The sequence below is a fragment of the Nonomuraea marmarensis genome (assembly GCF_043197025.1).
GTDB classification, from domain to species: domain Bacteria; phylum Actinomycetota; class Actinomycetes; order Streptosporangiales; family Streptosporangiaceae; genus Nonomuraea; species Nonomuraea marmarensis.
The window spans coordinates 367,489-385,895 of the sequence record NZ_JBICRM010000002.1; the positions used below are offsets into that span (position 1 = coordinate 367,489).

An 18,407-nucleotide genomic window follows, 5' to 3' on the forward strand; every position below is an offset into this window, starting at 1 on the left:
GGCGCCGCGGGGCACATCGTCCGGAGGGCGGCCGTCGGGCTACCCCTCCGGATGTAGTCACGGATACAGGCCGCGCAACTGGTGCGCCTCGGCCACCCGGCCCACGCCGATGACGTGCGCCGCCTGCCTGAGTGTCAGGTCGCGCTCGGCGGCCAGCGACTTCACCTCGGAGAAGGCCCCCAGCATGAGGTCGCGCAGCTTGAGCTCGACCTCGCCGGAGCCCCACGAGTAGGCCTGCATGTTCTGCACCCACTCCAGGTAGGACACGATCACCCCGCCCGCGTTGGCCAGGATGTCGGGCACCACCGTGGTCCCGTTGGCGGTCAGGATCTCGTCGGCCTCCGGCGTGGTGGGGCCGTTGGCGCCCTCCACGACCAGGCGGGCGCGGATCCTGGGCGCGTTCGCAGCGGTGATGGCGCCTTCGAGCGCCGCCGGCACCAGGACGTCCACGTCCAGCTCGAAGAGGTCCTCGCGGGCCAGCGCGTCGGCGTGCCGGTAGCCGTGCACGCCGCCGGACTCGGCCACCCAGGCACGCAGGTCGGCGACGTCGAGGCCGCCGCCCGCGTAGACGGCGCCCGTGACGTCGGAGACGGCCACGACCTTGCAGCCCACGTCGGCGAGGTATTGGGCGGCCGGCGCGCCCACCTTGCCGAAGCCCTGCACGGCCACGGTCGCACCCTCGGGCGAACGGCCGAGCGCGGCCAGCGCCGCGATCTGCACGCCGCGCGAGGTCGCGCCCGCGCGCCCGAGCGAGCCGCCCAGCGTCATGGGCTTGCCGGTGACCACGCCGGGCACCGAGTAGCCCGCGTTGACGCTGTAGGTGTCCATGATCCAGGCCATCGTCTGCTCGTCGGTGCCGACGTCGGGAGCCGGGATGTCCTTCTCCGGGCCGATCAGCGGCAGGATCTCGTTGACGTAGCGACGGGTCAGCCGCTCCAGCTCGCGGGTGGTGAGCCCGGCCGGGTCCACGGCCACGCCGCCCTTGGCGCCGCCGTACGGGATGCCGACCAGCGCGCACTTCCACGTCATCCACATCGCGAGCGCGGTGACCTCGTGGATGTCGGTGCCGGGATGAAAACGCAGCCCGCCTTTTGCCGGGCCTCGTGAGACGTTGTGCTGGACGCGGAAGCCCTGGACGACGTCCAGGCGACCATCCTCGCGCCGCACCGGGACCGAGACGGTCAGTGAGCGGCGGGGCGTGGCCAGCATCGTGCGGAGCCCGTCGTCGAGCCCCAGTTGCTCGGCGGCCCGGTCGAGCTGGTGGAGAGCGGAGTCGAGGGCCTGGCGGCCCGGGCTGATCAGGGCCGGCGTCGTTGACGGCACCATGATGCTCATGGAAGGAAATCCTCCTGTTATTACGCCCTATTTGCGGGAAAGGCGCCGTTGCCTTCCACTTTTGGGCATTGTTGTAACGATCATCCTAGAGCGGGGCGTTTGACCTTGCCTAGTTGTCGGCAGAAATCCAGGTCGGTGATCGAGGTGCTGTGAACCGTGCCACTCTGGCAGGCTTGCGGACGACAGTGTGCCGAATCGTCGAATCGGGGAGTGGGATGCCCGCACTTGTGGTTGGGCCGATGCTGCGTTACGTCGACTCCGTCAGCGCCTCGATCTGGGTGGAGACCGCCGAGCCCGGCACGGTCACCATCGAGGCGGACGGCAGGGCTTACCGGTCGCCTACCTTCACCGTGCACGGTCACCACTACGCGATCGTGGATCTCGTTGAGTTGTCCCAGGATATCGCGTCCTATTCGGTCCGGCTCGACGGGGAGCAGGTATGGCCCACGGCGGGTCGCCCGCCCAGCCGGATCAGGCTGCTGCCCGCCGACGGGGCGCGCCGGCTGGCGTTCGGCTCGTGCCGTACGAGCGTGCCGCACGACGCCGCGCACGTCCGTACGCACGGCGACGACATGCTGCGCTCCTACGGCTGCCATCTCGCGCGGGCGGGCGACGCGGAGTGGCCCGACCTGCTGCTGCTCCTCGGCGACCAGGTCTACGCCGACAATCCCTCGCCGGAGCTGCTCGCCTTCATCGGTGCGCGGAGGAGCACGCCGCCGCAGGGGGAGATCGCGGACTTTGAGGAGTACGCCGAGCTCTACCGCCAGGCCTGGACCGACCCGGACATCCGCTGGTTGCTGTCCACGGTGCCCACCGCGATGATCTTCGACGACCACGACCTGCGTGACGACTGGAACACCTCGCAACCCTGGCGCGAGGAGATCACCAGGGTTCCCTGGTGGCGTCGCCGGGTGGTGGCGGGGCTGGGGGCGTACTGGATCTATCAGCACCTCGGCAACCTGTCGCCGGCCGAGCGCGCCGCGGACCCGCTGCTGCGCTCGCTGATGGACGGCGACGGCGGCGGCGCGCTCGACGCGTTCGCCGAGAAGGCCGACGCCGAGCCGAGCAGCAACCGGTGGAGCTACACCCGCGACCTCGGGCACGCGCGCCTCATCATGGTCGACACCAGGTGCGCCAGGCAGCTCACGCCCGGCGAGCGCCGCATGCTCGACCCGGGGGAGTGGGCCTGGCTGGAGGAGCAGGTCACGGGACCGGCCGAACGACTCGTCATCGGCTCTTCGATCCCGTTCCTGCTGCCCGAGGGTGTCCACGGCGTGCAGAACTGGAACGAGGCGCTCAGCGACGGCAAGTGGGGCGAGCCGGTGCGGCGGTGGTCGGAGAAGTTCCGGCAGGCCATCGACCTGGAGCACTGGGCGGCGTTCCGGCGCTCGTTCGACGACCTGGCCGGGCTGCTGGTCCGGGTCGGCAAGCCGGTGCTGATCCTCTCGGGCGACGTGCACTACTCCTACCTGGCCAAGGCCGACCCGGGGCCGATCTTCCAGATCGTCTGCTCGCCGCTCCGCAACCCGCTCAGCCGCCTGCTGCGCTGGGCCAACGTGTTCACCCAGTTCCGGATCGCCACCCTGGTGGGCAGCCTGCTGGCGCGGCTGGCGGGCATCCCGCGGCCGCCGTTCAGGTGGCGGGTCACCAAGGGCCCCTGGTTCCAGAACGCGGTGGCCACACTCACCTTCCCCGACGAGGTGACCTGGTACGAGTCCACCGGCGAGGCCGTCAAGCCGATCGAGTCCGCCCGCCTACGCTGAACCCCATGGACGAGGACAACTACGCCGTCTCCGTGCCGTTCTACGACCTGTGGCACGAGGACGGGCACGTGGCCGTGGTGCGCGAGCTGCTTTCGCCGCTGCTGGCGGGGGTGCGGCGGAGCGTCATCGAGATCGGCGCGGGCACCGGCCTGATCACCGAGCTGATCGCCCGCGAGACGCCCGCCGAGATCTACGCCGTCGAGCCGTCGCTCGCCATGCGCTCCGTCCTCGTCTCCCGCCTGTCGTCCGACCCGGAGCTGTTGCGCCGCGTCACCGTGCTGCCGTGCGGGGCGCGGGACGTGGAGGTGGACGAGCCGGTCGAGGCCATCGTGATGATCTCCGCACTGCAGAGCTTTTCCGCGGACGAACGGGCCGAGTTGTGGCGGGTGCTGGCCGGGCAGCTGGAGCCGGGCGGGCGGCTGGTGTTCAACTGGCGCGAACGGGCGGCGGCCGTCCCCGGTGAGCCGCAGGTCATGGGGTCCTACCAGGTTGGCAGGCATGTCTACGAGATCTCCGGCCAGGTGCTGGGGATCGCGGGCGAGAGCGTCACCTCGCGCTTCGGGTACCGGATCACGCAGCACGGCGTGGTGATCAGCGAGGACGAGGTGACCGTCACGAATCACTGGCCCTCGACCGAGCGCCTGGTCACCGAGCTGGCGGCGGCGGGATTCGCCCGGGACGACGCCCCACTGGGGATGGAAGTCTGGCATCTCGCGAAATAGTGGGAACCGGGCTCCGGCATGCGGCCAAGAACAAGGTGACCGCATGAGAGAGGACCGGCACAGTGGTGGGTGTTCAGGATGTGCCTGAGACGCTGGATGACTCGACGTTGATCGGGCATTCGATCGGCGACCCGGAGAGTTTCGCGGCGCTGTTCGACCGGCACGCCGACGAGATCCACAGGTACGCGGCCCGCCGCCTCGGGGCGGAACTGGCCGACGACGTGACGGGGGAGGTGTTCCTCGTCGCGTTCCGGGGCCGGGCGCGTTACGACCGCTCCTGGCCGGACGCCAGACCCTGGTTGTACGGCATCGCGACCAAGGTCGTCTCCCAGCACCGCAGGGCCGAGCGCCGGCGCACCGCGGCCATGGCCAAGGTGAGCGTGGAGCGCCCCGGCACGTTCGACGACCGCAGCGCGGACCGGGTCACCGCCGAGCAGCTCCAGCCCCGGCTGGCCGGGGCGCTGACCAGGCTGAGCGCGAGCGAGCGGGACCTGCTGCTGCTGGTGGCCTGGGCGGACCTGAGCTACGAGGACGCCGCGCTGGCGCTCGGCGTGCCGATCGGCACCGTCAGGTCCAGGCTGCACAGGCTCCGCGTCAAGGTGCGCAGGGCGCTCGGCGGCAACGATCCCTTCGCAGAGGAGCCCCAGCATGGATGAGGATGAGATCCGCACGTTCGCCGACGGCAGGCCCGCCGTGCCGCCCTACTCGGCGGAGGCCCGGGCTCGGGCGCGGGAGCGGCTGCTGGCGGAGGCGCGCGGCAGGCGCCGCTTTCGCCTGCCACGGCTCGGCTGGCGGGCCGCGGCCGCGTTCGGGGCGACGGTCGTCCTGGTGGGCGGCGTTGCCGTGACCCTGTCGGGCCGGGGCTCCGGCGGTACGGGCCCCGCCACGTCGGTGACCCAGTCGGCCGCCGTGTCACCCGGCGAGCTGGACCCCCGGCCCGGCCAGTACATCCTGGTCGAGTCCGACACGATGTACGGCATGCACAGGGTGGGGGCGAACGGCGAGAAGGAGGAGTCGAGCCTCTACCAGACGCACAGGAAGATCTGGCAGTCGGTGGACGCGAGTGCGAACGGTCTGCTGCTGATCGAGGGCCGCGAGCCCAAGCCATGGCCCGGGAAGCCGCTGCCGGAGCCGGCCTCGAAGGACCGGCGGGGCTCGACATACATGACGTTGCCGTCGTGCCCCGGCCAGAGGGGGTTTCGCCGCACCGACTACGCCTATTTGAGCACCCTGCCGGCGGACGCCGCCGCGATGCGGGCGCACGTGTACCAGGTGAGCGCCGCCTACGTGAGCATGGGCAAGCACGTCGACCAGGACGAGGCCGCGTTCTCGTTCGTGACGGATCTGGTCAGGGAGACGTACCTGCCCAAGGCGCAGCGGGACGCGCTGTTCGAGGCCACGAAGACGATCCCCGGCGTCGAGGTGGCAGAGGGGGTCGAGAACTCGGCGGGCCGCAAGGGGGTGGCGCTCGGGCGTGCCGATCGGACCGGGACGCTCGCACAGGTCATCTTCGATCCCGACACGCACCTGTACCTGGGGGAGCGGCGCACGGTCGTCGACGCGAAGCTGGCGGACGCGCCGGAGGGCAGCGTCGTGGCGCTGACGGCCCAGCTCAACGTGTCGGTGGTGGACAAGCTGCCGAAGGTGAAGGTACGGCAAGGGACGGACGTGGGCTGCGACTCGCCCCAGACACAACCATCCGCCAGCCCATCAGGCAAGCCTGTGCCCACCCCGGACATCACCGTAACGATCACGGCAACTCCGGAACCCGGTGTGACGATGACGGCAACGCCGGAACTCACTGTGACCCAGACGGCAACGCCGGAGCCGTCTGGGGCCGACAATTGACCACTTAAGTCGGCAACTGTGCGCACGTGACGGCGCCCAGCCCGGTGAACCGCAGGAGCGTTCCCCTGGACAGGGCCCAGCCACTTACGGTGGGTGGGCCCTCCCGTACGAAGCGTAAAAATTGGGTTATTGGTTTTTAAGGGCGTAGAGAACGTCGGCGAGTTGATGGATCGCCCAGATCAGGTCGTCCTCGGAGACGACGATGGGGGGAGCCAGGCGGAGCGTGGAGCCGTGCGTGTCCTTGGCCAGGACGCCGCGCTTCAGCAGCGCCTTCGACACCTCGCGCCCGGTCGCCAGTTCCGGGTCGATGTCGACGCCCGCCCACAACCCGCGCCCGCGCACCTCCACCACCCCCTTGCCGACCAGCTCGCGCAGCCGCGTGTGCAGCACCTCGCCCAGCTTGCCGGCCCTGGCCTGGAACTCGCCGGTGTTCAGGAGCTCGATGACCGCGATACCGACCGCGCACGCCAGCGGGTTCCCGCCGAACGTGGACCCGTGCTGGCCCGGGTGGATGACCCCGAGCACGTCCCGGTTCGCGGCGATGGCCGAGACCGGCACGACGCCGCCCCCGAGCGCCTTGCCCAGGACGTAGATGTCGGGCACGACCCCTTCGTAGTCGCACGCGAACGTCTGCCCGGTACGCCCCAGCCCCGACTGGACCTCGTCCGCGATCATCAGGATGCCCTGGGCCGAGCAGAGCGCGCGCACTTCGCTCAGGTAACCGTCCGGCGGCACCAGCACCCCGGCCTCGCCCTGGATCGGCTCGACCAGCACGGCGACCGTGTTGGCGTCGACGGCCTGCCTGATCGCCTCCGCCGACCCGTACGGCACGAGCCGGAACCCCGGCGTGTACGGCCCGAAGCCGTCGCGGGCGTCCGGGTCGGTGGAGAAGCTGATGATCGTGGTGGTGCGGCCGTGGAAGTTGCCCTCCATGACGATGATGTTCGCCAGGCCGGGCTCCACGCCCTTGACCTCGTACCCCCACTTGCGGGCCACCTTGATGGCGGTCTCGACGGCCTCGGCGCCGGTGTTCATGGGCAGGATCAGGTCCTTGCCCGTGAGGTCGCCGAGCCCGGCGCAGAACTGCGCGAACTGGTCGTGGTAGAAGGCGCGGCTGGTCAGGGTCAGATGCTCGAGCTGCTCCTTCGCGGCCTCGATGATCTTCGGGTGGCCGTGGCCGAAGTTGAGCGAGGAGTAGCCGGACAGGCAGTCCAGATACCTCTTGCCCTCGACGTCGGTGACCCAGGCCCCGTGCGCCTCGTGGATCACCACGGGCAGCGGATGGTAGTTGTGCGCGCTGCGGCGCTCGCTCATTTCGATCAGCTCTGCGCTGCTGGTCATGATCAGTTCTCCCCCCTGATCTCCAGTGTGCAGCACTTGGGGCCCCCACCCGCTTTACGCAGCTCCGACAGCTCGACCGGGATCACCTCGTAGCGGCGTCGCTTGAGCTCCAGCTGGAGGTTGGAGGCCTCGGAGTTGACGACCACGTTCGTGCCGTCGCTGACCGCGTTCAGCCCGAGCACCTCGGCGTCCTCGGCGGTCGCGATCACCGCGTCGGGGAACATGCGGCGCAGCACCGCGCGGCTGCCCGCGGAGAAGGCCTCCGGGTAGTACGCGACGTTGCGCCCGTCGAGCGCGAACAGCGCCGTGTCCAGGTGGTAGAAGCGCGGGTCCACCAGGGACAGCGAGATCACCGGCCGGCCCAGGTACTCCTGCGCCTCCTGGTGGGCGACGACGTCCGTGCGGAAGCCCGTACCGGCCAGGATGACCTCGTCCAGGGTGAGGAAGTCGCCCTCGCCCTCGTTGACGTGCCGCGCCTCATGCGTCTCGTATCCGCGCTCGGCGAACCACCGCAGGTAGGCGGGACCCTCCGCGCCGCGCTGCGGGTAGGCGAATCTGGCGCCGTAGACGCGCCCGCCCACGACCAGCGCGCCGTTGGCGGCGAACACCATGTCCGGCAGCCCGTCGATCGGGTCGATCAGGCTGACCCGGTGCCCGAGCTCCTCGTACGCCGACTTCAGGCCCTCCCACTGCCGCACCGCCACGTCGCGGTCCGCGCCCGCCTCGGGATGCATCCACGGATTGATCTTGTACGCGACCGTGAAGTAGTCCGGACGGCACATCAGGAAGTGTTTGGGCATGCAGCGGCTCCATCATCGTTCATCAGGAGAAATCCCGTTTCGAGGGGACGGAGACAGCCTAGGAACGTATGTTTATGCAGGCCAAGCGGCTGACATTGCGTGTTCGCGTGATTCTGTTGCGTCTTTCAGCCGCCGGCGTAGGATCCGTTGCGCGGGTCCGGGACGGCCGCCCCAGGTGGGGTGTCCACGAGCCTCGACAGCACGATCGAGCTCTTCGTCCGCACCACGAACGCCTCCGCCGCGATCCGCTCGATCACCCGCTCCACATGCCGTACGTCCGTGGCCCTGATGTGCAGCAACGCGTCCGCCTCACCCGTGATCGTGGCCGCCGCCACCACCTCGGGGAACTTGGCCACCGCCAGCGCGATGTCCGACGGCTTGGTCTTGCCCTGGCAGAACAGCTCCACGTAAGCCTCGGTCGTCCAGCCGAGCGCCTGCGGCGCCACCCGCGCGCTGAACCCGGTGATCGCCCCGGTCTCGCGCAACCGGTCCACCCGCCGCTTGACCGCCGACGCGCTCAGCCCCACCTGGTGCCCGATGTCCGCGTAGGTCGCGCGGGCGTCGTCGACGAGGGCCGCGATGATGTCACGATCGAGCCGGTCCAGTTCCACGCGCCCTGTATACAGCCTGGCCAGGCTGGCGCGCGACGAGCGGCACGCGGGAGACTGGGCGTTCCGCCAGTCACCGGAGGATACGGGTCAAATGAGCATCGCAAGCTTCCCCGAGGGTTTCGTGTGGGGAGTGTCGACTTCGGCCTTCCAGATCGAGGGCGCCACGTCGGCAGACGGCCGCGGCCCCGCCATTTGGGACGCCTTTTCCGCCGACCGGGCCGAGGCCTGCGACCATTACCACCGATATCCCGAAGACGTGCAACTCATGAAAGACCTCGGGATGGCCGCGTACCGGTTCTCGGTGAGCTGGGCACGCGTCTTTCCCGAGGGCGCGGGAAAGGCGAACCCGGCCGGGCTCGACTTTTACGACCGGCTGCTGGACGAGTTGCTCGCCGCGGGCATCACGCCGTACGCGACCCTCTACCACTGGGACCTTCCGCAGGCGCTGGAAGACGCCGGCGGCTGGCCGTCCCGCGACACCGCCCGCCATTTCGCCGACTACGCCGCGGCGGTCTGCGAAAGGCTGGGAGACCGGGTCGACACCTGGTTCACGCTGAACGAACCCTGGGTGGCGGCATTCCTGGGTTATGGCTCCGGCATTCACGCACCCGGCCGGAAATCCGCCGCGGAGGCGTTCAAAAGTGCCCACCACATGCTGCTGGCGCACGGGCTGGGCGCGCAGGCGTTGCGGTCGGCCGGAGCCGCGAAGGTCGGCGCCGTGCTCAACATCTCGCCCGTCATGACCCCGGCCCAGGTGAGCGACTTCGGCAGGGAGTTGTCGGAGGAGGACGCCGAGGCGGTGGCCAGGATCGACGCCCTGGTCAACCGGCAGTTCCTCGACCCGATGCTGCGTGGCGAATATCCCGCCGACCTGCTCCCGATCATCGAGCGCAGCGCGGGGCTCAACCACATCCAGGAGGGCGACCTCGAAACCATCGCCCAGCCCATCGATTTGCTCGGCATCAATTACTACACCCCTTCCGTGGTCCAGGCCCAGCCCAGCGAGCCCGCCGACCCCGCCTTTCCCGGAAGCGAAGGCATCCTTTTCTGTACGATCCCCACGGCCGTCACCGCCATGGGCTGGCCCATCGTCCCCAACTGCCTTTCCCTGCTGCTCCGGCGCATTTCCCGGGAATACCCGGACATCGAGCTGATGATCACTGAGAACGGCGCCGACTTCGTGGACGTCGTCACCGGCGACGGAATCCACGACATGGAGCGCATCAGTTTCATCGAGGAACATTTGCGCGCCCTGCGATCGGCCATCGCGGACGGCGCCCGCGTTCGCGGATACCTGGTCTGGACATTGCTCGACAACCTCGAATGGGCCGACGGATACCAGCGCAAGTTCGGCCTCGTACACGTCGATTTCGGCACCCAGCGGCGGCGCATGAAAGACAGCGCGCTCTGGTACCGGGACGTCATCCGCCGCAACGGGCTGGTCGAGACCCGCCCCAAACGGCCCACTCTGGAAACCGTGGCCGCCCGCGCCCGCGTCTCCAGGGCCACGGTGTCGCGCGTGGTCAACGGCGAGGCGTCGGTCAGCCCGGACGTCCGGGCCACCGTGATGCGGGTCGTGCAGGAGCTCGGCTACGTGCCCAACGCCGCCGCCCGCAGCCTGGTCACCCGGCGCACCAACACGATCGCCCTGGTCCTGTCCGTCCCCAGGCACGGCGGCGACCCGCTGACGGCCGCCGTCGTCCAGTACGTCACGAGCATGCTGGAAGGCGCGGGCAAGCAGATCACGCTCATGCTCGCCGACACGGCCGAGAGCCACCGCCGCATCGTCCAGCACGTGGAGGCCCGGCTGGTGGACGGCGTCGTGCTGCTGCCTCCCGACCGGGCCGACACGCTCGCCGAGCGGCTCTCGCGTACCGGCGTGCCGATCGTGTTGCTGGGCAAGCCGGCAATCGCCTCGCTGGTGCCGTACGTGGACGTGGACAACGCCGGCGGCGCGGCGGCCGCCACCGAGCACCTCCTCGCCCTGGGCCGCCGCCACCTCGGCATGATCTGCGGCCCCATGGACCTGGTCGCCGTGCAGGACCGCCTGGCGGGGCACCGGGCGGCGCTGCAGCGCGCGGGACTGCAGCCCCTGCTGGCCCTCGCCGACCTCACCCGCCCGTCCGGCGCGGCCGCGACCCGCCGGCTCCTCGGCGACGATCCCGCGCTGGACGCCGTCTTCGCCGCCACCGACCAGCTCGCCATCGGGGCGCTGCGGGCGGCGCGGGAGGCGGGGCGGCGGGTGCCGGAGGACCTGGCGATCGTGGGCTTCGACGACATCGACGCCGCCTCGGCCACCACGCCGGGGCTCACCACCGTCCGCGTTCCGGTGGCGGACCAGGCGCTGGCCCTGGCCCGGCTGCTCCTGTCGCGCCTGGAGGGCCGCCACACCACGTCCGTCGTGCTGCCGACCCGCCTCGTGGTCAGGGACTCGGCTTAGAGCCGCTCGAACAGGTGGGGGAACACCTTGGACACCTTGGACAGGAGGTATTCCCCGTAGGTGCCGGTGAAGTCGACCTGGCCGTCCCAGCGGTGTCCCGGGGCGTAGGGAAGGGGCGGGACCTCGTCGTCCCATCCCGGGTCGAAGAAGAACGGGTAGCTGAGGCGCTCGTTGCCGCTGCGGTTGCGTACGCGGTGAGGGGTCGAGCGGTACTGGCCGCCGGTGAGCTTGTCGAGCATGTCGCCGATGTTGCACACGAACGTGTCCGGCAGCGGCGGGGCATCGATCCAGCCGCGCGAGGTCCGTACCTGAAGACCGCCGTTGGAGTCCTGGAGGAGGAGGGTGAGCAGGCCGTAGTCGGTGTGCTCGCCGACGCCCCACGTGTCGGGGTCGTCCGGGGCGGTCGGCGGATAATGAAATATCCGGAAAAGAATGGTCGGATCGGCCGTGTAGCCGGTGCGGAAGTAATCCTCTTCCAGCCCCAGGCCGAGCGCGATTCCCGACATGACCGCCTGCGCGACCCCGGTCATGGTGTCGAGATATCGCAGCACCGCGTCGCGCAGCTCGGGCACTTGGGCGGGGAACAGGTTCGGGCCGTGCAGCGGCAGCTCGCCGGGCGGCTCCTCGGCGCCGAAGTAGACGCCTTCCTTGAGATCCGGCCGCCCCGAGGTCAGCTCACCGCCGACGGGAAAGAACCCCCGCCAGGCCCGGCCGCCCTTGTCCATGGAGATCTCGTTCTTGACGGCGTCGGGCAACGCGAAGAATCGCCGGCCGGCTTCGTCGAGCCGCTGGACGAGCTCCGCGGGCACCCCATGCCCCGAGACGTAGAAGAACCCACTGTCCCGGCAGGCCGCGCCGATGGCCTCGGCGACTTTGCCGGAGTCAGCCGTGCCGCCACTGAGCAGAGGTGAGACATCGATGACCGGCAGTTCGCTCACCCGCACCATTGTTCCCCAATTCTGTTCCACAATTCGGCACCCGCCATCGATCCCCAGCATGGCGATTTAGCATCTAAGGCAGGACCCGTGCTGGGAGGCCAGATGCGCTTCATCCGCCGCAAGCAGACAGCACTCCACGAGCCTGACGGCCAGGTCACCCGCATCGCACCCGCGGTCGCGTACGACGGCGACCTCTACCGCCTGCCCGACTGGCCACAACGCCGCAGCGAGGAACGCACGCTCGGCCGCGCCCACGCCGCCGACGGCCAGATCGACACCCTCACCCTCCAGACCGGCAGCGTGCCCCGATTCCACGAGCTCGAGGACGAACGCCTGGAAGAGCTGGCCAAGATCGACGACCGTACCGAGCAGGAGCTCCAGCGGGCCAGGGCCGAGTTCGAGGCCCAGAAGATTCGGCTGGCGGAGTCGCAGCGCACGTTCGGGGAGGTACGCAAGGCCCTGGACGACAGCCAGCACCGGGTCACGGAGCTGGAGCAACCCAGCAAACGCCCGGGGGACGGCCGGCCCAGCTCGATCGCCATCTCGGGCAGCCACTGGCCGGTCATCCGCCGCTGGCTCCCCGCCGCCCTGCTCCTGCTGCTCCTCCTGATCGTCGAGGTGCCCATCCTCTACCAGGTCATTCTCAACTGGGGCGACAGCGTCGCGATGACCGCCCTGCTCGCCGCCGGCGCCGCCCTGATCATGCTGGTGGCGCCCCACATGTACGGGCGGGCGTTCCGTTCCTGGCAGGAACACGGCAGCTCGGCCAAGGGCCGCTGGCTCCTGGCTCTTGCCGCACTCATCTGGTTGGGCCTCATCGTCGCCGTGGCAGTTCTGCGCCGGGACGCCCTGGTCAAGCCGCTGGTGGTGGACGGCCAGGAAATCGGCCCCACGTCCGAGGGCGTGGGCCAGCTCCCCACCATGATCCTCTTGCTGGCCCTCCTGGTGGCCACCGCCCTCATCGCCGCCGACCTGGGCCGCAGGATGCACAACCCCAACGACCGCCGCCTCAGGGAACTGCGCGCCAAACGCGACGCCGAGTCCCGAGCCTGCGCGTCGGCCCAGGCCACCTACCAGCGGGACGCCGGCTACGCGGAGAGCATCGCCCAGTACCTCCAGGCCGTGGACCGCCGCAAGGCCAGCCGGTTACGGCAGCTGGACAGCGGCTTCGACAGCCTGGCCACGGCGTACCTCGGGGGCGTGGTGGAGGGACTCAAGGACCCGGAGGCCGCGAGCTGGGCCGAGCGCATCGTCCTGAGACGCCGCACCCGCTCGTAGCGGGCCCACCCGGCTGCCCGCCGGGCCGGCACCGCCACGTGCACGTCCTGAGCAGGGTCAGGCGGTCGAGAAGGTGAACCAGTTGACGTTGACGAAGTCCGCCGGCTGGCCGCTGCTGAACGTCAGGTACACCGTGTGCGTCCCCGTCACCCCCGAGATGTTGGCGGGTACCGTGCGCCAGCTCTGCCATCCGCCGGTGTTCCCCACCGCGAAGTCACCGATGGGCGCGGCGGTCAGGCTGTCCAGCCGTACCTGCACCAACCCGCTCACCCCGGCCGCCGCCCCGGAGGCCACCCTGGCCTTGAACTGCCGGGCCGCCTCCGTGCCGAAGTTCACCCCGTCGAACCGGAGCCAGTCGCCGTTCGAGATGCCCCCGACGTTCTGCCCCCCGCCCGTGTCGGTGGTCGTTTCGACGATGGTGCCCGACTGCGCCTGGTATCGCTCGGCCTGGATCGTCGAACGGGCGTCAACCCCGCCAGGTGGAACGGTAGGGGCGACGGTCGGGGTGGGACCGGTGCCGCTCTGCCACACCGCCACGTAGTCCACCATCATGGGCCGGCCCGGCACGGTGGCCGCGGTCGGCGTCTGGCCGCCGAGCGCGTTGGGGAAGGCCCCGCCCATCGCCACGTTGAGCAGCAGGAAGTAGCCCGCGTGCCCGGTCATGTTGGTCCAGGTTCCCGCGTCGAACTGCCCCTGGTTCACGCTGTGGAACTGCTGCCCGTCCACGTACCACCGCAACTGGTTGGGACTCACGCTGCGGTCCCACTCGAACCGGTACGTGTGATACGCCGCCTGGCACGTCGAGCCCGGGCAGGCGCGGTTGGCGGCGATGCCGGTGGTCTCGTTGCACGGCCCGCCCGGGCTGACGCCGCAGTGCAGCACGCCCCAGACGGAGTTGATGCCGTTGACGTTCTCCATGATGTCGAACTCGCCGATCCCCGGCCAGTTCCAGTAATTCCCCCGGTACGGCGATCCGAGCGCCCAGAACGCCGGCCAGTAGCCCAGGGCGGCGTCGCCGGTCACGTTCGGCATCTGGATCCGGCCCTCGATGCGCAGGATGCGCCCGTCGGCGGGCTTGAAGTCGGCCCGCCTGGTCTCGACGCGGGCCGAGGTCCACTCGCCGGAGCCGCTGCGCTGCGGCGTGATGCGCAGGTTGCCTCCGCCGTCGAGGCTGAGGTTGGAGGTGCTGGAGGTGTAGTTCTGGATCTCGCCGGTGCCCCAGTTACCAGGGCCGCCGGGGTACGCGTGTCCCGTGTCGATGATCCAGTTGGCCGACGAGGGCAGGGTGTTCGCCGCGCCGTCGAAGTCGTCGGACCAGACCAGCGACCAGCCCGACGGGGTGGGCGGGACGGCGGCGGAGGCGCTGACGGCCACTTTGACGAGCAGGCCGGCGAGTGCCACGAGCACCACGGCCACCGCCGCCAGACGGCGCCGGTGCCGGATCGTTGTTGTCATCGCTGCTCCATGGGGGGTGCGGAGGCGTGTGAGAGAGCGCTCTCTCAGCTGATGTGAACACGGCCCTTACTTTCTGTCAATATTGCGCACGACACGCATGACGCGGATGTGAACGATCCCGGGGGGGCCTGGTTGGGGAGCGCTCTCCTGCTCCTACAGGAGGTCCACGGTGCCCGCCCCCGCCGCCTCGAACGCCTCCCTCCAGAACCCTTCGAGCAGCGGGAACCGGTCCGGGCTCGACGTCTTCTCGCGCAGGAAGCCGTGCACGGTGACCGCGTACCCGGTCATGTCGGGCAGCAGCCGCGCGTCCCGCAGCTCCTTGATCTTCTGCTGGCGGGAGCTCTCGCTGAGGTCCAGCTTGTTGATGTTCAGGTCGCCCCGGTTGTTGATCAGGTCGCTGAACACGATGATCTGGTGCGCCTTGTCCGGCTGTCGCTGCGCACTGAGCTGCTTGACCAGGTAGCGCAGGGCCCCCAGCACGTCCGACCCCTCACCCTCCGTCGGGCAGTCGAACAGCTTGACCGCCCTCGGCAGCACCTCCGTGATGCGGTGCGCCCTGACGCGGTCCTCGACGACGGGATTGTCGTTGGGGTTCTCGGCCTGGGTGCCGGCGATGGCCACAGGGTCCTGGCGGCAGGTGCTGCTCTCCGAGCTTCCCGTGACCGCCGCGAACCCGATCCAGTCGCAGCCCTGGGCGAAGGCGGGCAACTTGGAGGTGACGTCGTTCCTGGAGGTGGCGGGGTCGGCGTAGCTGGTGGAGTCCACGATCACGCCGCAGATCGCTCTGTCGTCGGCGCCGCAGGCCGTCACACCGGCCGCGACCAGCAGCAGCGCCCCTAACGCGGCTAACAGGCGGCGCGCCGTCCGCGGGTGGTGCGGGGCCGCGCGCCGCCTCCGAGCCCCGTCGCCACTCTCCTCCGTCATCGCTGCCCCTTCTGCTCGCGATCCGAGGGGCTCCGATCACCCGGGGAGTCCCGATCGTCCGGGACGTCGATGGCGTCCCGATCATCCGGGGCATCGGGCGCGGGCCGCCCGCCGCGGGCGTCTGGCGTGGGCGGGTCGTGGTGGGTGTCAGGGGTCGGCCCGTCGTCCGAGGCAGGCTGGTGGTTCGGAGCGGGGGCGGGCGCGTGGTCCGAGTCGAGCTGGCCGTCCGAGCCGAGTTGGCCGTCGAGGTCGAGCTGGTCGTCGGAGTCGAGTTCGTCGTTCCAGTCGGGCTGGTCGTTCGGAGGGGGCGGGGCGAGCTGGCGGCGGGACTCGGTGGGCAACTCCCGGGGCCTGACCTCGGCGTGCCACACCTCGATGCGGTCCTCGACCTCGCGCAGGATCCGCCCGATCTCCTCCCGCCCCGAGATCGCCGTAGAACTCTCACCCGTGGCGTCCATCGCGATGACCTCGCCCTTCCACAACGACGGGATCTCCTCCTTGCGCGGATGGGCTCGTAACACGCCGCTCTTGTAGGCGGCGATGAGTTGCTCGGCCCTGGCATGCACGGCCTCCACCTCGTGGTCGCGCTCGATCAGCGCGCTCTCCCACTCCTGGGTGAGATGCTCGATGCGGGCCCTGGCCCGCTGCACGCTGGCGTTCGCCTCCTCGACCACGGCCCGCCGCCGCGCCTCAGCCCGCCGCGCCCTGGCCTCCGCGATCGAGATGAACGGATCCACCGGCCGCCCGCTGTCATCCGAACCGGGGTCGGGTGACGGTCTCGGGACGGTGCCGCGTGGCGCGGGGGCGTGCCCGTTGGCGTCTCCGGGTGACTCCGGCCGCGTGTCGCTCCTGCCCAGCTCCCGCAGGATCACCTCCCGCGCCCCCAGAGCCCGCTCCAGCAGCGCCGTACGCGTGGCGGCCAGCCGCCGGTCGACCTCGGTCACTTGCTCACGAGCGCGGGCACGAATCTCGGTCACGTAAGCGGGCTGGAACTCCGGATCCGTGAACTCGCCCAAGGGATGCTGGCGGGCGTCCCGCGTGCCCTGCCGACGCGCTTCCTCCCGCTCGGCCAGCGGATCGCCCCGCTTGAACAGCCGCGACAAGAACGCCATCCGCGTCTCCTGGCTCCAGCCGGACCGGAACCCGGCCCGAGTGTCCCTGAAACCCCAGACTAATCTGCTGCTTTCCGGAATGGCGGCGATGTCACCTGATGGTGCAGCGTCCCGCCCGCGGCCACGGCTGACCACGTCGTCGGCCCACGTTGCGCCGTGACGGCGGCCGGCCCCGTGGCGGTCAGCGGGCGTCACCCTCGAGGCCGCCAGCCACGTGTGGCGGTAGGCGCCCACCGTGCGCAGCCGTACAAGGGCGCGCTTGTGAACACGTGCGGCTCACCCGCCTCAAGCTGCCGGCTGGCACCAGGCCCGGAGAAGCACTCCGACTCCCAAGCCGCTGCGAAGAACCGGTCTCCACGACCGTCGATCGGCGATTCTGTGCGCGAGCAGTCCGCGAAACAGGGAAAATAGAACCCGCGAAACAGGGAAAAGTTGGCCCGCGAAACAGGGAAAACGGGCCTCTACGCCGTCGATTACCAGGTGAGGGGCAACATGGATCTTCTACCTCGGCTCGCGGCCGACTCGCTCAAGGAGCTTCTCGCAGAGCTCAGGATCGTCATCATCAACGGACCACGTCAGTCGGGGAAGACAACGCTCCTCCAATCTTGCCGACGCTTCGGCGAAGCTACGTTCACCACCCTCGACGATCCCTCAGAGCTCGCCATCGCCAAGGACGACCCGCGCACCTTCGTGCGCAGACGGCCGCAACCGGTGATCATCGACGAGATCCAGCGAGCCGGTGATCCCCTGATTCTGGCCATCAAGCAGGTAGTCGACGAGGACTGGTCTCCAGGGCAGTTCGTGCTATCCGGGTCGGCCCGTTTTCTCAGCATTCCTACGCTGTCGGAGTCACTCGCGGGCCGCGTGGCCTTCGTGGATCTGTGGCCCTTCGCGGTAAGCGAGCGCGTGGGGGACGCGGGCGGATTCTGCGATCAGGCGTTCACCGACCCGGAGTCCTACACCGGCCGTGAGTCAGCGTGGACTCGCGAGGACTACATCCGCCTCGTCAGCCAGGGCAGTTATCCGGAAGTCCTGCGGCTCAACTCTGCAGTGGCGATCCAGGCATGGTTTCGCGGCTACCTGGACACTGTGATATCTCGTGACATCCGGGAATTCGCCCATGTCAACAAGGCCCAGGCGATCCCCGATCTGATCGCGCTCGTCGCGGCCCGAGCAGGCGGCCAGTTGGTCCTCGCCCACATCGCCGAGGGTCTAGGGCTCGACGTCGCGACCGTGCGTACGTATCTGGCCTACCTGGAGACCGTGTTCCTGGTCGCCTCGGCGCCCGCGTGGTCCAACAACTTCACCTCACGGGTGACCCACGCGCCGAAAACCTATGTGACCGACAGCGGATTGGCCGCCCACCTCATGGACGTGGATGCGGAGTCGCTCCTCGCCCCCGGCCATCCGGCCCTCGGCGGTCTGCTGGAGACCTTCGTCTTCGCGGAGCTTCTCAAGTTGTCGACCTTCGCCCGGCGGCATGTCACCGTAAGGCACTACCGGGACAGGGAGAAGCGCGAAATCGACTTCATCCTCGAACGCCGTGACGGCAGTGTGGTCGGCATCGAGGTCAAGGCCTCCGCCACGCCCAAGAGCGAGGACGCCAAGCACCTTCGCTGGCTGCGTGACAAGCTCGGCGACAGGTTCCGTGCCGGGTACGTCCTGCACCTCGGCAAGACCAACCTCCCGTCGGGGGACCGTATCTTCTTCTCGCCGCTGTCGGCCCTGTGGAATCACAGAGAACCGGATACGGTCGTGCCGAGCCTGCCGTCCCGCCGCTAGCGAGCGTGCGCCGCCGTACCAAGATCGGCATTAGTGTGGCGCCACACAAAGGTGCGGC

The 18,407-nt window shown here is 69.7% G+C and carries 15 protein-coding genes; 7 read left to right on the forward strand and 8 right to left on the reverse strand.

Annotated elements, in window-relative coordinates; translation table 11 throughout:
• Positions 1-57 precede the first annotated feature (57 nt).
• Entirely contained in the window at positions 58-1,335 is a 1,278-nt protein-coding gene (locus ACFLIM_RS04725) for a Glu/Leu/Phe/Val family dehydrogenase (RefSeq protein ID WP_393162244.1), read from the reverse strand.
• A gap of 215 nt (positions 1,336-1,550) precedes the next feature.
• Between ACFLIM_RS04725 and ACFLIM_RS04730 the strand changes: the two genes are divergently transcribed.
• The 4 genes from ACFLIM_RS04730 to ACFLIM_RS04745 all read left to right on the forward strand — a co-directional run bounded on the left by ACFLIM_RS04730 (position 1,551) and on the right by ACFLIM_RS04745 (position 5,668).
• Positions 1,551-3,098, forward strand: a complete 1,548-nt coding sequence (locus tag ACFLIM_RS04730; protein WP_449291461.1) for an alkaline phosphatase D family protein — start codon at positions 1,551-1,553, stop codon at positions 3,096-3,098.
• A 5-nt stretch (positions 3,099-3,103) separates the two neighbouring features.
• Positions 3,104-3,820, forward strand: coding sequence for a class I SAM-dependent methyltransferase (locus ACFLIM_RS04735; RefSeq protein ID WP_393162248.1), 717 nt, complete (start codon positions 3,104-3,106; stop codon positions 3,818-3,820).
• An 80-nt stretch (positions 3,821-3,900) separates the two neighbouring features.
• Positions 3,901-4,476 (forward strand): RNA polymerase sigma factor, encoded by a 576-nt coding sequence (locus ACFLIM_RS04740; RefSeq protein ID WP_393162250.1) that lies wholly within the window; start codon positions 3,901-3,903, stop codon positions 4,474-4,476.
• The gene (locus tag ACFLIM_RS04745) at positions 4,469-5,668 is read left to right on the forward strand and encodes a CU044_5270 family protein (RefSeq protein WP_393162252.1); all 1,200 of its coding nucleotides are present in this window, start codon (positions 4,469-4,471) and stop codon (positions 5,666-5,668) included. The genes ACFLIM_RS04740 and ACFLIM_RS04745 overlap by 8 nt, the downstream gene beginning before the upstream one ends.
• Positions 5,669-5,794: 126 nt before the next feature.
• On the opposite strand, the gene rocD is transcribed toward ACFLIM_RS04745, so the two are convergent.
• The 3 genes from rocD to ACFLIM_RS04760 form a co-directional block, all read right to left on the reverse strand.
• Positions 5,795-7,009: an ornithine--oxo-acid transaminase gene (rocD, locus tag ACFLIM_RS04750; protein WP_393162254.1), complete on the reverse strand. Its 1,215-nt coding sequence runs from the start codon at positions 7,007-7,009 to the stop codon at positions 5,795-5,797.
• Between the two features lie 2 nt (positions 7,010-7,011).
• Positions 7,012-7,809, reverse strand: a complete 798-nt coding sequence (ddaH, locus tag ACFLIM_RS04755; protein WP_393162256.1) for a dimethylargininase — start codon at positions 7,807-7,809, stop codon at positions 7,012-7,014.
• 125 nt (positions 7,810-7,934) lie between these two features.
• Positions 7,935-8,420 (reverse strand): Lrp/AsnC family transcriptional regulator, encoded by a 486-nt coding sequence (locus tag ACFLIM_RS04760; RefSeq protein WP_393162258.1) that lies wholly within the window; start codon positions 8,418-8,420, stop codon positions 7,935-7,937.
• A gap of 91 nt (positions 8,421-8,511) precedes the next feature.
• Here ACFLIM_RS04760 and ACFLIM_RS04765 point away from each other — a divergent pair, with 91 nt between their 5' ends.
• Positions 8,512-10,860 carry a GH1 family beta-glucosidase gene (locus ACFLIM_RS04765; RefSeq protein ID WP_393162260.1) on the forward strand — a complete coding sequence of 783 codons (2,349 nt, stop codon included), beginning with the start codon at positions 8,512-8,514 and terminating at the stop codon, positions 10,858-10,860.
• Here the strand turns inward: ACFLIM_RS04765 and ACFLIM_RS04770 are convergent.
• Positions 10,857-11,798 (reverse strand): isopenicillin N synthase family dioxygenase, encoded by a 942-nt coding sequence (locus ACFLIM_RS04770; RefSeq protein WP_393162261.1) that lies wholly within the window; start codon positions 11,796-11,798, stop codon positions 10,857-10,859. The two genes, ACFLIM_RS04765 and ACFLIM_RS04770, sit on opposite strands and share 4 nt — an antisense overlap.
• Positions 11,799-11,900: 102 nt before the next feature.
• On the opposite strand from ACFLIM_RS04770, the gene ACFLIM_RS04775 reads away from it, so the two are divergent.
• Complete coding sequence (locus ACFLIM_RS04775) at positions 11,901-13,076, forward strand: hypothetical protein (protein ID WP_393162263.1); 1,176 nt, start codon at positions 11,901-11,903, stop codon at positions 13,074-13,076.
• Between the two features lie 57 nt (positions 13,077-13,133).
• Here the strand turns inward: ACFLIM_RS04775 and ACFLIM_RS04780 are convergent, their stop codons facing one another.
• The 3 genes from ACFLIM_RS04780 to ACFLIM_RS04790 all read right to left on the reverse strand — a co-directional run bounded on the left by ACFLIM_RS04780 (position 13,134) and on the right by ACFLIM_RS04790 (position 16,567).
• On the reverse strand, positions 13,134-14,531 hold the full coding sequence (locus ACFLIM_RS04780) for a glycoside hydrolase family 16 protein (RefSeq protein ID WP_393162265.1): 1,398 nt from the start codon (positions 14,529-14,531) through the stop codon (positions 13,134-13,136).
• Positions 14,532-14,684: 153 nt separating this feature from the next.
• Positions 14,685-15,455, reverse strand: coding sequence for a hypothetical protein (locus ACFLIM_RS04785; RefSeq protein ID WP_393162267.1), 771 nt, complete (start codon positions 15,453-15,455; stop codon positions 14,685-14,687).
• Positions 15,452-16,567 carry a hypothetical protein gene (locus ACFLIM_RS04790; protein ID WP_393162269.1) on the reverse strand — a complete coding sequence of 372 codons (1,116 nt, stop codon included), beginning with the start codon at positions 16,565-16,567 and terminating at the stop codon, positions 15,452-15,454. Before ACFLIM_RS04790 ends, ACFLIM_RS04785 begins: the two co-directional genes overlap by 4 nt.
• A gap of 432 nt (positions 16,568-16,999) precedes the next feature.
• Between ACFLIM_RS04790 and ACFLIM_RS04795 the strand changes: the two genes are divergently transcribed.
• Positions 17,000-18,349, forward strand: a complete 1,350-nt coding sequence (locus tag ACFLIM_RS04795) for an ATP-binding protein (protein ID WP_393162271.1) — start codon at positions 17,000-17,002, stop codon at positions 18,347-18,349.
• Positions 18,350-18,407 lie beyond the last annotated feature (58 nt).

Bases quoted from the DNA above. Each gene is read 5' to 3' on its own strand.
- ACFLIM_RS04725 (WP_393162244.1), bottom strand. From the start codon at position 1,335: ATGAGCATCATGGTGCCGTCAACGACGCCGGCCCTGATCAGCCCGGGC.
- rocD (WP_393162254.1), bottom strand. From the start codon at position 7,009: ATGACCAGCAGCGCAGAGCTGATCGAAATGAGCGAGCGCCGCAGCGCG.
- ACFLIM_RS04790 (WP_393162269.1), bottom strand. From the start codon at position 16,567: ATGGCGTTCTTGTCGCGGCTGTTCAAGCGGGGCGATCCGCTGGCCGAG.
- ACFLIM_RS04775 (WP_393162263.1), top strand. From the start codon at position 11,901: ATGCGCTTCATCCGCCGCAAGCAGACAGCACTCCACGAGCCTGACGGC.
- ACFLIM_RS04735 (WP_393162248.1), top strand. From the start codon at position 3,104: ATGGACGAGGACAACTACGCCGTCTCCGTGCCGTTCTACGACCTGTGG.
- ddaH (WP_393162256.1), bottom strand. From the start codon at position 7,809: ATGCCCAAACACTTCCTGATGTGCCGTCCGGACTACTTCACGGTCGCG.
- ACFLIM_RS04780 (WP_393162265.1), bottom strand. From the start codon at position 14,531: ATGACAACAACGATCCGGCACCGGCGCCGTCTGGCGGCGGTGGCCGTG.
- ACFLIM_RS04765 (WP_393162260.1), top strand. From the start codon at position 8,512: ATGAGCATCGCAAGCTTCCCCGAGGGTTTCGTGTGGGGAGTGTCGACT.
- ACFLIM_RS04745 (WP_393162252.1), top strand. From the start codon at position 4,469: ATGGATGAGGATGAGATCCGCACGTTCGCCGACGGCAGGCCCGCCGTG.
- ACFLIM_RS04785 (WP_393162267.1), bottom strand. From the start codon at position 15,455: ATGACGGAGGAGAGTGGCGACGGGGCTCGGAGGCGGCGCGCGGCCCCG.
- ACFLIM_RS04730 (WP_449291461.1), top strand. From the start codon at position 1,551: ATGCCCGCACTTGTGGTTGGGCCGATGCTGCGTTACGTCGACTCCGTC.